This window comes from Citrobacter sp. RHB36-C18 (assembly GCF_013814485.1).
Classification (GTDB): domain Bacteria; phylum Pseudomonadota; class Gammaproteobacteria; order Enterobacterales; family Enterobacteriaceae; genus Citrobacter; species Citrobacter braakii.
Genome location: NZ_CP057125.1, coordinates 1318165 through 1331014 on the forward strand (window position 1 = coordinate 1318165; position 12850 = coordinate 1331014).

Here is a 12850-nt window from a genome sequence, read left to right on the forward strand (position 1 = left end):
GCAGCCGAAGAGACTGCGGCAGGTTTCAGGTTAACCGATGATTTCCAGTACCTGCTCCGGCGGGCGTCCAATTCTCGCCTGGCCTTTGGCAACCACAATCGGGCGCTCCATCAATTTCGGGTTTTCCACCATTGCCTGAATCAGCGCATCTTCACTCAGATTTACGTTCGCCAGATTAAGTGACTTATAGAGATCTTCTTTCTGGCGCATCAGCTCGCGCGCGCTGGACATGCCCAGCATCTGCAGCAATTCACGCAGGGTTGTGGCGTCAGCCGGGGTTTCCAGATACAACACCACTTCCGGGTCCACACCGTTAGACTTCAGTAACTCCAGCGTTTCACGGCTCTTGGAGCAGCGTGGGTTATGGTAGATTTTAATCGCGTCTGACATGACTTCTCCTTGCATAACAATCCTGCCGGATGGCGACCAAAAGACCTTATCCGGCCTGTATATCGCCATCCGGCAAGGGTTCGATAATTACATTTTCGTATACGGTTTAAAGCGCTCTTGCAGTTGGCGTAGCTGGTCGATACGGGCATCGTATCTGGCCTGCTGCTGGCTACCCAGCTTGACCTGTGAGCTTGCGCTGCTGAGCATCGAAATCGCCTGATCCAGACGTCCTGCGAGGGCATACCCTTCCGCGCGGGCCGCCAGCTCCTGATCGCGGTTGTTTAGGTTGGCTTCCGTTTGCGCTAACAGATCCCAGCCGTTAGGGTCGTCCTTATGGTTAAACGTATAGCGATTCAGGATGGTCGCTGCCTCTTTGGCTTGCCCGGCCTGTAAATACGCATTTGCCAGGTTGAGCTGCAGTACCGGGTTGGTGCGCAGGTCGCGGGCGTTTTTCAACCGATTAATGGCATCGCTGGTTTTCTTCTGGCCGAGATCGATATCCGTTGCCAGGTCGAGATACCAGGCATTGTTAGCATCTGCCGCCAGCAGCGGTTGCAGTGCTTTACGTGCCTCGTCATATTTACTGGCCTCCATTGCCTGCAATGCCCGGCCATACTGCGCCGCACGTTGCTCACGTATGTTGCCTTTCGACCAGTTACTCAGCAGGTCATCGGTCAGCTGGTTGCGACCAGAGTTGTACATGCCTAAGGTGCGTGCCTTGGCCAGATAAAAATCTTCTGAAGACTGGACGACAGCCGGACGCATTTGGTTGGCGCGGTTACGGGCATCCGACAGACGGCTTTCTGGCAGGGGGTGAGTCAGCAAAATTTCTGGTGGACGCGAAGAGTAACGGGCCTGATCGAGCAATTTTTCCAGAAACGTCGGCATGGCCTGGGGATCGAATCCCGAGCGTTGCAGTACCTGAATACCGATGCGGTCTGCTTCCTGTTCGTTTTGCTGCGTAAAGCTAATCATCCCCTGACGTGTACCCGCCAGCGTACCGGTCAGCGCCGCCATACCCGCCTGCGGGCTGGCCATCGCCAATAAAATTGACCCTAACGCACCCACCCACGTTAGCGGCGCGCTGCGTTTCTGGTCTTCCATTGCACGCGCCAGGTGACGCTGCGTAACGTGGGAAATTTCGTGCGCCATAACCGATGCCAGTTGGCTTTCGTTATCGGAATAGCGGAACAGTGCGGAGTGCAAAACAACGTTGCCGCCAAAGAAAGCAAAGGCGTTGATTTCATCGTTGTTAATCAAAAAGAAGGTGAAGGGCGTTTTTACCGAGTCGGCGTGCGAGACCAGACGCATCCCCAGCGCATTAATGTATTGCGTCAGCAACGGATCGTTAATTAATGGCGCACTGCCGCGCAGCTGGCGTACATAATAATCGCCCATCTGCATTTCCTGTCCTATGGAAAGCGTACTCCCTGCCGAGGTTCCCATATCAGGTAGGGTGTCCGCGGTTTCTGCAAATGCGGGCGCAACCTGACCGATGGTCAGTGCAGCAATGAGGGTAGCAACCAGGTTTTTTTTCAACTGCCTGAACATAACCTCTGTCCTGTATTCTTTTTTGAGATAGCCATTTGACCAATGCCGTGAAGTTTCGTTCACACTCCGCAAGCTTAGGGAGTGTAACTGCGAAACCTGACGATGAACACCCAGGAAAAATGACTTTTCACTTTGCGTAATCCGCTATAAAAAGCGAAGTCTTTTTTGTGACATTTCGATACAATTCGGGATCGCAATCCCGCTATTGGATTCATGGAAGGGTTTTATGCTCGAAATGTTGATGCAATGGTATCGCCGCCGCTTTAGCGACCCCGAAGCCATCGCCTTGCTGATTATTCTGGTTGCCGGTTTTGGCATCCTGTTCTTTTTTAGCGGTCTTTTGGCGCCGCTGCTGGTCGCCATTGTGCTGGCGTACCTGCTCGAATGGCCGACAGTACGGCTGGAACATATTGGTTGTTCACGGCGTTGGGCAACATCGATTGTGTTGGTGGTGTTTGTCGGTATTTTGCTGCTGATGGCGTTTGTGGTAATGCCCGTTGCATGGCAACAGGGGATCTACCTGATCCGCGATATGCCCGGCATGCTCAATAAATTGTCTGATTTTGCCGCCACCTTACCGCGGCGTTATCCGGCGCTGATGGATGCGGGCATTATTGATGCGATGGCGGAGAATATGCGCTCGCGAATGCTCACCATGGGCGATTCGGTGGTGAAATATTCGCTGGCTTCACTGGTCGGATTGCTGACGCTGGCGGTGTATCTGATTCTCGTCCCGTTGATGGTGTTCTTCCTGATCAAAGATAAAGGACAAATGCTGAACGCAGTGCGTCGGGTGCTGCCGCGTAATCGCGGACTGGCGGGGCAGGTGTGGAAAGAGATGAACCAGCAAATCACCAACTATATCCGCGGCAAGGTGCTGGAAATGGTGGTGGTCGGCGTGGCGACCTGGCTCGGATTCCTGCTGTTTGGCCTCAACTATTCGCTGCTGCTTGCGGTGCTGGTAGGCTTCTCCGTGCTGATCCCGTATATCGGCGCTTTCGTGGTCACTATTCCGGTGGTCGGTGTGGCATTGTTCCAGTTCGGGCTTGGCACCGAGTTCTGGAGCTGTTTTGCCGTATACCTGATAATCCAGGCGCTGGACGGTAATTTGCTGGTGCCGGTGCTGTTCTCCGAGGCGGTAAATCTGCATCCGCTGGTGATTATTCTCTCAGTGGTGATATTCGGCGGCCTGTGGGGATTCTGGGGCGTATTCTTTGCGATTCCTCTGGCGACGTTAATCAAAGCGGTAATGCATGCCTGGCCGGATGGTCAGGTCGTTGATGAACCCTAATCTGTTTGCTCCGGCGATGCAATGTCGCCGGAGCCGAACTTGTCTGACCTCTATCCACACATTCTGAATAATCTCCTCTGGTGTCGTTTTTCTCTGCGTTTGTCTTTAACTTGACCCGCGTGATGTCTTTAAGTCACGCAAGGAATAAGGCCAACAGGAGAACAAAATGGGTCACAACACACACACGCAGCAGAAGGTGGGATGGGGCGGATATCTCGCTTTTTTTATTACGATTATTCTTTTTTCCGGCATGTTTGCGAAAAGTACCGAATGGTGGCGAGTCTTTGATTTCACCGTTCTCAACGGTGCGTTTGGGCAGATTAATGCGGCGGGGGACACGGCGGTCTCTTTTCGCGGCACGGGCGGTATGGGCGCAAAAGACGGCTTCTTATTCGCGCTTGAGCTGGCGCCTTCCGTCATTCTTTCACTCGGGATAATTTCCGTCACCGAAGGGCTGGGAGGGTTGCGTGCGGCACAGCAACTGATGACGCCAGTCCTGCGCCCTTTACTCGGTATTCCGGGTATTTGCTCGTTGGCGCTGATTGCGAATTTGCAAAATACCGATGCTGCGGCAGGGATGACTAAAGAAATGGCGGAAGAGGGCATTATCACTGAACAGGAACGTGCCATTTTTGCCTGCTGGCAAACCAGCGGCAGTGCGTGTATTACCAACTATTTTTCCTCGGGTGCCGCGTTGTTTACGATGGTTACCGTTCCGGTGATTACGCCGCTGGCGGTGATCCTTGTCTTCAAATTTGTGGGTGCGAACCTGCTGCGTTTGTGGATTGCGCAACTGGAAAATCGCCGTACGCAGCAGGAGGCGTGAGATGACAACGCAAGTACGTAAAAACGTCATGGATATGTTTATCGATGGCGCACGGCGCGGATTCACTATTGCAACAACCAGCCTGTTGCCTAACGTGGTAATGGCGTTTGTGATTATTCAGGCGCTGAAGGTGACGGGACTGCTCGAGATTGTCGGGCGGGTATGTGAGCCGGTAATGGCGCTGTGGGGACTGCCGGGGGAATCTGCTACCGTACTGCTGGCGGCGGTGATGAGTATGGGAGGCGGCGTCGGTGTTTGCGCCAGCCTGGTTGTCGCCGGTACGCTTTCGGGACATGATGCTACGGTGCTGTTACCGGCTATCTACCTGATGGGCAATCCGGTGCAAAATGTGGGACGCTGTCTGGGTACCGCGGGGGTCCATCCCCGTTATTACCCGCTTATTATTGCGGTATGCGTAATTAATGCGCTGCTCTCTATTTGGGTTATGCAGGTTATTGCCTGACAAGGAAGGTTATGAACTGTTCCATTCTTAATTTGACGTTGTTCCAGCAGGGACACGTGTACGCGCCGGAAGACTTAGGACGCCAGGATATACTGGTGTCTGACAGCAAAATTGTTGCCATCGCGCCGTCGATTTCCCCTGACGATTTTCCTGGCTGCGAGTGTATCAATCTTGACGGTGCGATTGTGTGCCCAGGATTTATCGATCAACACGTCCATCTGATTGGCGGCGGCGGAGAAGCGGGGCCGCACACCCGCACGCCGGAAGTACGCTTGTCGCGGCTGGTTGAAGCTGGCGTCACCTCGGTGGTGGGATTGCTGGGGACAGATGGTATTACCCGTCACCCTGAATCGCTGCTGGCGAAAACCCGCGCGCTGGAATTTGAAGGCATCAGCGCATGGATGCTGACCGGGGCGTATTCTCTGCCTTCCCCGACCATCACCGGCAGTATCGATCGCGATGTGGCGCTGATCGATAAAATCATTGGCGTGAAATGTGCTGTTTCGGACCATCGTTCTTCAGCCCCGGACACCTCGGCGCTGGCAAACATGGCGGCGCAGTCGCGCGTTGGCGGATTGTTAGGGCGCAAGCCGGGGATTAGCGTCTTCCATATGGGCGACAGCCCGCGCATGCTGGAGCCGTTGTACCAGATCCTCGACAACTGCGATGTACCGATTACCAAGCTGCTGCCCACACACGTCAATCGTGCGGAACCGTTGTTTCAGTCGGCGCTGGAGTATGCCCGCAAAGGCGGTTATATCGACATTACCAGCAGCATTGATGAACCCGTCGACCCGGCCACGGCTATCGCCACGGCGCTACGCCAGAACGTGCCGCTGTCGCGTATTACCTTGAGTTCAGACGGCAACGGTAGCCAGCCGGAATTTGATGACTACGGTAATCTTACCGGCATCGGTGTCGCAGGGTTTGAATCACTGGCTGAAACAGTGCGCCAGTTGGTGAAGGTTCATGCCATACCGCTGGAACTGGCGCTGTGTCCGCTGACGCGAACGGTCGCAGAATTTTTGGGACTGGAGCATAAAGGGCGTCTGGCGGTGGGATGCGATGCCGACATTCTGGTGCTCAATGATGCGCTTGAAGTTCATCACCTGTGGTCGAAGGGTAAAGCCGTCGTCAGAGAGAAAAAAGCCTGTGTAAAAGGGACGTTTGAATAAACGACGTTGATGCCGGATGGCGGCGTAAACGCCTTATCCGGCTACGGAGTTATGCGGATGGTGGCCTGATAAGACGCGTGGCGTCACCATCAGGCGCTATCTGGCAAAATGTAAATCAGGCGTTCTCTTTCAGCCAGTTCATTACCACGTCGTGGTGGTTGCTGGTTTTGAAGTCATCAAACACATGCTCAATTTTCCCTTCAGCATCAATCAGGAAGCTGATGCGGTGGATGCCATCATAGGTTTTGCCCATAAATGACTTCTCACCCCAGACGCCGAACTGCTCGCAAACCTGGTGATCTTCGTCGGACAGGAGCGTGAAGTTAAGGACTTCTTTCTCCGCGAATCGGGAAAGCTTCTCTGGTTTATCGGTGCTGATTCCCAGCACTTCAACACCTGCTTTTTTTAACTCATCCATGTTATCGCGCAGGCCGCAGGCCTGTACGGTACAGCCGGGTGTCATGGCTTTCGGGTAAAAATAAACCAGAACACGCTGTCCCTGGAAGTCGGTTAAATTTACTTGTTCTCCGTCTTGATCCGGCAAGCTAAATTTCGGTGCGATATCACCGGCTTTCAGTGGGTTCATTACTTAACTCCATCCTGTTCATCATGCTGTGAGTAATTGACGACGTTAATACTGCCTTGCGCATTGAGTTCTGTACAGAGTGCTTTAAACGCATCTTCAATATTTGCCGAATCATGTGACGCAGGACTATGTGCGGTAATTTGAATAAACAGCTGTGCCGCCTTTCCGTTCTCAGCCGGTTGCGTGCGTGAAACCAGTTCCGCAATATTCATTTGGTGGCTGTCAAACAGGGCGGTAAAGCGTTCAATCAAATGCGGAGAATCAGGAACATCGACCTGCACCCATACCGTAGCGGGCATCGCCGGACGGGGGCGTGCGGTCGTGCGCTTCATCACAATCAGTAAATCCAGCTCTGCACCTTTCAACGGCAAGGTTGATTCAATTAGGGTAATGGCATTCCAGGTGCCCGACAGCAACATGATAAAGGTGAACTCGTCACCCAGCATGGCCAGTCGGCTGTCTTCGATATTACAGCCGCAACTGCTGACATGACGTGTGATGGTGTTCACAATTCCCGGGCGGTCAGCACCCAGCGCAGTAATGACCAGATAGTGTTGCGATGACGATGTCAAACCTGTTCTTCCTTTGAGCGGTGAGGTAATCATAAGGAAAGCATAAAAAAAACATGCATACAACAATCAGAACGGCTCTGGTCGCTTGCTTTTATTGTCGTACCAAACGTACCATTGAGACACTTGTTTGCACAGAGGATGGCCCATGTTCACGGGAAGTATTGTCGCGCTTGTTACGCCGATGGATGAGAAAGGTAAAGTCTGCCGGTCGAGCCTGAAAAAACTGATTGATTATCATGTCGCCAGCGGCACCTCGGCGATCGTTTCGGTTGGCACCACCGGTGAGTCTGCCACCCTGAGTCATGATGAACATGGCGATGTGGTGATGATGACCCTGGAGCTGGCCGACGGGCGTATTCCGGTGATTGCCGGAACCGGCGCTAATGCGACCGCGGAAGCCATTAGTCTGACGCAGCGTTTCAACGACAGTGGTGTTGTCGGCTGCCTGACGGTGACGCCTTACTACAACCGCCCAACCCAGGAAGGTTTGTTCCAGCATTTCAAAGCCATCGCTGAACATACTGACCTGCCGCAAATTCTGTATAATGTACCGTCCCGTACCGGCTGCGATATGTTGCCGGAAACCGTTGGTCGCCTGGCGAAAGTAAAAAATATTATCGCTATTAAAGAGGCCACGGGGAACTTAAGTCGCGTTCACCAGATCAAAGAGCTGGTTTCAGACGACTTTATTCTGCTCAGCGGTGATGACGCGACCGGACTGGATTTTATGCAGCTCGGTGGTCATGGTGTGATTTCCGTGACGTCTAACGTTGCGGCACGCGATATGGCCGAAATGTGCAAACTGGCGGCAGCCGGGAACTTTGCCGAGGCGCGGGTGATTAACCAGCGTCTGATGCCGTTACACAACAAACTATTTGTCGAACCCAATCCTATCCCAGTGAAATGGGCGTGTAAGGAGTTGGGACTTGTGGCGACCGATACGCTACGTCTGCCGATGACGCCAATCACGGATAATGCTCGTGAAATCGTCAAAGCGGCGCTTAAGCATGCCGGTTTGCTGTAAAGTTTAGGGAGATTTGATGGCTTACTCAGTACAAAAGTCGCGCCTGGCCAAGGTTGCGGGTGTTTCGCTTGTTATGTTGCTCGCGGCCTGTAGTTCTGACTCGCGTTATAAGCGCCAGGTGAGCGGTGATGAATCCTATCTGGAGGCCGCACCGCTTGCTGAGCTTCACGCTCCAGCTGGGATGATTCTGCCAGTTATGTCGGGTGACTATAATATCCCGGTCACCAACGGCAGCGGTGCCGTTGGTAAAGCGCTGGACATTCGCCCGCCGGCTCAGCCGTTAGCACTAGTCACCGGCGCTCGCACTCAGATCGCGGGTGATACGTCGACATTGCTGGTGGAAAATGGTCGTGGCAACACGCTGTGGCCACAGGTCGTTAGCGTCATTCAGTCTAAAAACTACACGATCACCAAACGTGATGATGCCAGCCAGACGTTGACCACCGACTGGGTTAACTGGAACCGTCTGGATGAAGACGAGCAGTACCGTGGACGTTATCAAATCTCGGTTAAACCGCAGGGCTATCAGCAAGCGGTAACGGTGAAACTGATTAACCTCGAGCAGGCGGGTAAACCCGTAGCTGATCCAGCATCAATGCAGCGTTACAGCGCTGAGATGATGAACGTTATCTCCGCTGGTCTGGATAAGAACGCCACTGACGCCGCGAATGCCGCGCAGAACCGCTCTGCCGCCACCATGGATGTTCAAAGTGCTGCCGATGACACCGGTTTACCGATGCTGGTGGTACGTGGACCGTTCAACGTGGTATGGCAGCGTCTGCCGGCAGCGCTTGAGAAAGTGGGGATGAAAGTGACCGACAGCACCCGTTCTCAGGGCAGCATCGCCGTGACCTACAAACCACTGTCTGATAGCAACTGGCAGGAGCTGGGCGCAAGCGATCCGGGTCTGGTATCCGGCGACTATAAACTGCAGGTCGGTGATTTAGACAACCGCAGTAGCTTGCAGTTTATCGATCCGAAGGGGCATACCCTGACGCAAAGCCAGAACGACGCGCTGGTCGCCGTCTTCCAGGCAGCGTTCAGTAAGTAAAAATAAAGGGCTGGATAACTCCAGCCCTTTTTTTCTGATATGATACGCAAACGTGTGCGTCGGCAGAAAAACGCAATATTTATCGTTAATTCACACCCAGGAGTAATAAAGATGCAAAAGCAAGCTGAGTTGTATCGTGGTAAAGCGAAGACCGTATACAGCACGGAAAACCCGGACCTGTTGGTGCTCGAATTCCGCAATGATACGTCAGCAGGGGATGGCGCGCGCATTGAACAGTTTGATCGTAAAGGCATGGTGAACAACAAGTTCAACCATTTCATTATGACTAAACTGCAAGAAGCGGGCATTCCTACCCAGATGGAGCGACTGCTTTCCGATACTGAATGTCTGGTGAAAAAACTGGAGATGGTACCGGTTGAATGTGTGGTTCGTAACCGCGCAGCAGGCTCCCTGGTTAAGCGTTTAGGCGTTGAGGAAGGTATTGAACTCAATCCGCCGCTGTTTGATCTGTTCCTGAAAAACGATGCTATGCACGATCCAATGATTAACGATTCCTATTGTGAAACTTTTGGTTGGGTGAGCAAAGAGAATCTGGCGCGTATGAAAGAGCTGACCTACAAAGCCAACGACGTGCTGAAAAAGATGTTTGATGATGCCGGTCTGATTCTGGTCGACTTCAAACTTGAGTTTGGTTTGTATAAAGGTGAAGTGGTCCTGGGCGATGAGTTCTCACCGGACGGTAGCCGTCTGTGGGACAAAGAAACGCTGGATAAAATGGACAAAGATCGCTTCCGCCAGAGCCTGGGCGGCCTGATCGAAGCCTATGAAGCCGTCGCGCATCGTCTGGGTGTGAAGTTAGACTAACCCTCCCCTGAGCCGGCGATCGCTCTCCGGCTCATCAATCCCGCCGATTTTGATTACTGTTTCTTATGGTAATCCTGTTCCGAACCGCCTACGATCATCATCATAATGAATAAAAAGTTGAGGTGATTATGCGCTGGCAAGGGCGTCGTGAAAGTGACAATGTGGAAGACAGACGAAATAGCTCCGGTGGCGGCCCTTCTATAGGCGGCCCTGGTTTTCGTTTGCCCAGTGGTAAAGGCGGCATCATCCTGCTGATTGTGGTGCTGGTGGCGGGATATTATGGCGTGGATCTCACCGGATTAATGACCGGCCAGCCAGTTTCCCAACAGCAATCATCACACTCCATCAGCCCAAATGATGATGAAGCAGCAAAATTTACCTCGGTGATTCTGGCCACCACGGAAGATACCTGGGGGCAGCAGTTTGAAAAAATGGGCCGGACCTACCAACAGCCGAAGCTGGTAATGTATCGCGGAGCGACGCGTACCGGCTGTGGCGCGGGTCAGTCCGTGATGGGGCCGTTTTACTGCCCGGCGGATGGCACGGTGTATATCGACCTCTCATTTTATGATGACATGAAAAACAAGCTGGGCGCCGATGGTGATTTTGCTCAGGGCTATGTTATCGCCCATGAAGTGGGCCACCACGTGCAGAAACTGCTGGGTATTGAACCGAAAGTTCGCCAGATGCAGCAGAATGCCTCACAGGCTGAAGTGAACCGTCTTTCCGTACGTATGGAACTGCAGGCGGACTGCTTTGCTGGCGTCTGGGGCAACAGTATGCAGCAGCAGGGCGTGCTGGAGTCCGGCGACCTGGCTGAAGCGCTGAACGCCGCTCAGGCTATTGGCGACGATCGCCTGCAGCAGCAGGGACAAGGACGCGTTGTGCCGGACAGCTTTACCCACGGCACTTCTGAGCAGCGGCTTAGCTGGTTCAAACGCGGTTTTGACAGCGGCGATCCGGGACAATGTAATACTTTTGGTAAAGGCATTTAAGCTACTGAGGCAGGGATGTCTGATAACACGGCGCTGAGCGCGTTAACCGAACAGATGGCCCACGAAGGGATCCGTCGTCTGCTGATTATCAGTGGTGAGGGGAACTGGTGTCAGGAGCGGGCTTTAGCGCTACGCGACACGTTACCCGGCGACTGGTTATGGGTGGGCGCACAAGCCCCTGCTGAGCCAAACTGTACGCCACAGGCGCTGCAAACGTTATTAGGGCGCGAATTTCGTCATGCGGTTTTTGACGCCGGGCAGGGATTTGACGCTGCGGCGTTTGCCGCCTTAAGCGGAACGCTGATCGCCGGGAGCTGGCTGGTTTTGCTGACTCCCCCATGGCATACCTGGCACACGCATCCGGACGTGGATTCACTGCGCTGGAGCGACTGTGCTGAACCTATCCCAACGCCGCACTTTGTTGAACATGTCAAACGGGTGATTTCCCGTGACGGACAGGCTCTGCACTGGCAGCAGCATCACGCAGTTTCCAGCCCGCGTTTTCCTGTTCGTGCAGTCTGGCACGCGGCAACCGGTGACCCTCAGCCAGAACAGGCGATGATTTTAACCCAACTGCTGGATATGCCTCCCGGCGTGGCTGCGGTCACAGCTGCACGTGGCCGGGGCAAATCGGCTCTGGCAGGGCAACTGATAGCACGTATCAACGGGACCGCGATTGTCACCGCGCCTGCTAAAGCGGCAACGGATGTGCTGGCGCAATTTGCCGCAGAGGGTTACCGCTTTATGGCCCCGGATGCGCTGTTAAGCAGTTCTGCAACCGCAGACTGGCTGGTTGTGGATGAAGCCGCCGCGATCCCCGCGCCGCTGCTGCACCAACTGGTTGCGCGTTTCCCTCGTACGCTGTTAACCACCACCGTACAGGGCTATGAGGGAACTGGCAGAGGCTTTTTGTTGAAATTCTGCGCCCGCTTCCCTCATCTTCGACGCTATGAGTTGCAACAACCCGTACGCTGGGCGCAGGGATGTCCGCTGGAGAAAATCGTCAGCGATGCGCTGGTGTTTGACGACGAAACCTTTGCGCATGCCCCCTTGGGGGAGCTTAACTTCTCGGCATTTGAGCAACTCTCATGGCAGACAAACCCGGCGCTGCCGTTAGCGGTATATCAGCTGCTTTCCGGCGCGCATTATCGCACCTCGCCACTGGATCTGCGGCGAATGATGGACGCGCCGGGTCAGCATTTTCTTCAGGCTTCGGCTGCTGACTCGGTGGCGGGTGCCGTCTGGCTGGTCGACGAGGGGGGATTATCCGCAGAATTAAGCCAGGCCGTCTGGGCCGGATATCGCCGACCAAGAGGAAATCTGGTTGCGCAGTCACTGGCGGCGCACGGCGGAGACCCATTGGCAGCGACGCTTGTCGGGCGGCGGGTCAGTCGAATTGCGGTTCATCCCGCGCGTCAAAGGGAAGGTATTGGGCAACAGCTGATTCTGCAGGCCCGGCACTATTGCACGCAGTGCGACTATCTGTCCGTCAGCTTTGGTTATACGGCTGAATTATGGCGTTTCTGGCAGCGTTGCGGTTTTGTCCTGGTACGGATGGGTAATCATCGGGAAGCCAGCAGCGGCTGTTATACCGCTATGGCGGTGCTGCCCATCAGCGAAGCGGGAAAATGCCTTGCCTGGCGGGCGCACCAGCGCCTGCGACGGGATGCGGAGATTCTTGCGCAGTGGAACGCAGAGCGCATTCCGCTGGTACCACTGAAAGAGACTACGCTTAATGAGGATGACTGGGGTGAGCTGGCTGGGTTTGCCTTCGCGCATCGACCATTACTGACATCATTAGGTTGTCTGAGTCGTTTGCTTGAGCGCAGCGAGTTGCCTCTTCCTGCATTGCGCGGGCGTATACAGGCTCAACGCAGCGATGCTGAATTGTGCCAACAGTTGAAAATATCGGGTCGCAAAGCGCTGTTGGCAGTTCAGCGCGCCGAGGCGGCGCAGGCCTTAAAACAGCTGGATGCTGAGCGTGAGCAACGGCTACATAATCGCATTATGCAATGGCAATTTTTTCACTAACTTCTTCAATTTCCTGGCATGGTCATTGCGGTTAAGCGGCGTAGAATGATTCTCATCAGTTAAGGAGATC

At 54.1% G+C, this 12850-nt stretch carries 13 protein-coding genes; 9 read left to right on the forward strand and 4 right to left on the reverse strand.

Annotation, left to right across the window (positions count from 1 at the left end):
* Positions 1–30: 30 nt before the first annotated feature.
* Both arsC and bepA read right to left on the reverse strand, forming a co-directional pair.
* Positions 31–390 (reverse strand): arsenate reductase (glutaredoxin), encoded by a 360-nt coding sequence (arsC, locus tag HVZ52_RS06180; protein WP_115190349.1) that lies wholly within the window; start codon positions 388–390, stop codon positions 31–33.
* An 87-nt stretch (positions 391–477) separates the two neighbouring features.
* Positions 478–1941, reverse strand: a complete 1464-nt coding sequence (gene bepA / locus HVZ52_RS06185) for a beta-barrel assembly-enhancing protease (RefSeq protein WP_016157117.1) — start codon at positions 1939–1941, stop codon at positions 478–480.
* 226 nt (positions 1942–2167) lie between these two features.
* Here bepA and HVZ52_RS06190 point away from each other — a divergent pair, with 226 nt between their 5' ends.
* From HVZ52_RS06190 to iadA, 4 genes are all read left to right on the forward strand, one after another.
* The gene (locus HVZ52_RS06190) at positions 2168–3232 is read left to right on the forward strand and encodes an AI-2E family transporter (RefSeq protein WP_016153975.1); all 1065 of its coding nucleotides are present in this window, start codon (positions 2168–2170) and stop codon (positions 3230–3232) included.
* A gap of 166 nt (positions 3233–3398) precedes the next feature.
* Positions 3399–4058 (forward strand): nucleoside recognition domain-containing protein, encoded by a 660-nt coding sequence (locus tag HVZ52_RS06195; RefSeq protein ID WP_016153974.1) that lies wholly within the window; start codon positions 3399–3401, stop codon positions 4056–4058.
* A 1-nt stretch (position 4059) separates the two neighbouring features.
* The gene (locus tag HVZ52_RS06200) at positions 4060–4521 is read left to right on the forward strand and encodes a YjiG family protein (RefSeq protein ID WP_003037948.1); all 462 of its coding nucleotides are present in this window, start codon (positions 4060–4062) and stop codon (positions 4519–4521) included.
* A gap of 11 nt (positions 4522–4532) precedes the next feature.
* On the forward strand, positions 4533–5696 hold the full coding sequence (gene iadA / locus HVZ52_RS06205) for a beta-aspartyl-peptidase (protein WP_181599006.1): 1164 nt from the start codon (positions 4533–4535) through the stop codon (positions 5694–5696).
* 115 nt (positions 5697–5811) lie between these two features.
* Here iadA and bcp read toward each other — a convergent pair whose 3' ends face one another.
* Together bcp and HVZ52_RS06215 are read right to left on the reverse strand one after the other, a co-directional pair.
* A complete protein-coding gene (gene bcp / locus HVZ52_RS06210) occupies positions 5812–6282 on the reverse strand; it encodes a thioredoxin-dependent thiol peroxidase (RefSeq protein ID WP_003835095.1) in 471 nt (156 codons plus the stop codon).
* Positions 6282–6854, reverse strand: a complete 573-nt coding sequence (locus HVZ52_RS06215; protein WP_003037954.1) for a glycine cleavage system transcriptional repressor — start codon at positions 6852–6854, stop codon at positions 6282–6284. The genes bcp and HVZ52_RS06215 overlap by 1 nt, the downstream gene beginning before the upstream one ends.
* Before the next feature lie 145 nt (positions 6855–6999).
* On the opposite strand from HVZ52_RS06215, the gene dapA reads away from it, so the two are divergent.
* The 5 genes from dapA (at position 7000) to HVZ52_RS06240 (ending at position 12780) form a co-directional block, all read left to right on the forward strand.
* On the forward strand, positions 7000–7878 hold the full coding sequence (gene dapA / locus HVZ52_RS06220; RefSeq protein ID WP_016153972.1) for a 4-hydroxy-tetrahydrodipicolinate synthase: 879 nt from the start codon (positions 7000–7002) through the stop codon (positions 7876–7878).
* Between the two features lie 16 nt (positions 7879–7894).
* Complete coding sequence (bamC, locus tag HVZ52_RS06225) at positions 7895–8929, forward strand: outer membrane protein assembly factor BamC (RefSeq protein ID WP_016153971.1); 1035 nt, start codon at positions 7895–7897, stop codon at positions 8927–8929.
* A 111-nt stretch (positions 8930–9040) separates the two neighbouring features.
* On the forward strand, positions 9041–9754 hold the full coding sequence (gene purC / locus HVZ52_RS06230) for a phosphoribosylaminoimidazolesuccinocarboxamide synthase (RefSeq protein ID WP_003835086.1): 714 nt from the start codon (positions 9041–9043) through the stop codon (positions 9752–9754).
* Positions 9755–9882: 128 nt separating this feature from the next.
* Positions 9883–10749, forward strand: a complete 867-nt coding sequence (locus HVZ52_RS06235; RefSeq protein WP_016153970.1) for a neutral zinc metallopeptidase — start codon at positions 9883–9885, stop codon at positions 10747–10749.
* A 15-nt stretch (positions 10750–10764) separates the two neighbouring features.
* Positions 10765–12780: a GNAT family N-acetyltransferase gene (locus HVZ52_RS06240; protein WP_181599007.1), complete on the forward strand. Its 2016-nt coding sequence runs from the start codon at positions 10765–10767 to the stop codon at positions 12778–12780.
* Positions 12781–12850 lie beyond the last annotated feature (70 nt).

Excerpts from the sequence above, each read along its gene's own strand:
- arsC (WP_115190349.1), bottom strand. The coding sequence starts at position 390 with ATGTCAGACGCGATTAAAATCTACCATAACCCACGCTGCTCCAAGAGC.
- bepA (WP_016157117.1), bottom strand. The coding sequence starts at position 1,941 with ATGTTCAGGCAGTTGAAAAAAAACCTGGTTGCTACCCTCATTGCTGCA.
- HVZ52_RS06190 (WP_016153975.1), top strand. The coding sequence starts at position 2,168 with ATGCTCGAAATGTTGATGCAATGGTATCGCCGCCGCTTTAGCGACCCC.
- HVZ52_RS06195 (WP_016153974.1), top strand. The coding sequence starts at position 3,399 with ATGGGTCACAACACACACACGCAGCAGAAGGTGGGATGGGGCGGATAT.
- HVZ52_RS06200 (WP_003037948.1), top strand. The coding sequence starts at position 4,060 with ATGACAACGCAAGTACGTAAAAACGTCATGGATATGTTTATCGATGGC.
- iadA (WP_181599006.1), top strand. The coding sequence starts at position 4,533 with ATGAACTGTTCCATTCTTAATTTGACGTTGTTCCAGCAGGGACACGTG.
- bcp (WP_003835095.1), bottom strand. The coding sequence starts at position 6,282 with ATGAACCCACTGAAAGCCGGTGATATCGCACCGAAATTTAGCTTGCCG.
- dapA (WP_016153972.1), top strand. The coding sequence starts at position 7,000 with ATGTTCACGGGAAGTATTGTCGCGCTTGTTACGCCGATGGATGAGAAA.
- bamC (WP_016153971.1), top strand. The coding sequence starts at position 7,895 with ATGGCTTACTCAGTACAAAAGTCGCGCCTGGCCAAGGTTGCGGGTGTT.
- purC (WP_003835086.1), top strand. The coding sequence starts at position 9,041 with ATGCAAAAGCAAGCTGAGTTGTATCGTGGTAAAGCGAAGACCGTATAC.
- HVZ52_RS06235 (WP_016153970.1), top strand. The coding sequence starts at position 9,883 with ATGCGCTGGCAAGGGCGTCGTGAAAGTGACAATGTGGAAGACAGACGA.
- HVZ52_RS06240 (WP_181599007.1), top strand. The coding sequence starts at position 10,765 with ATGTCTGATAACACGGCGCTGAGCGCGTTAACCGAACAGATGGCCCAC.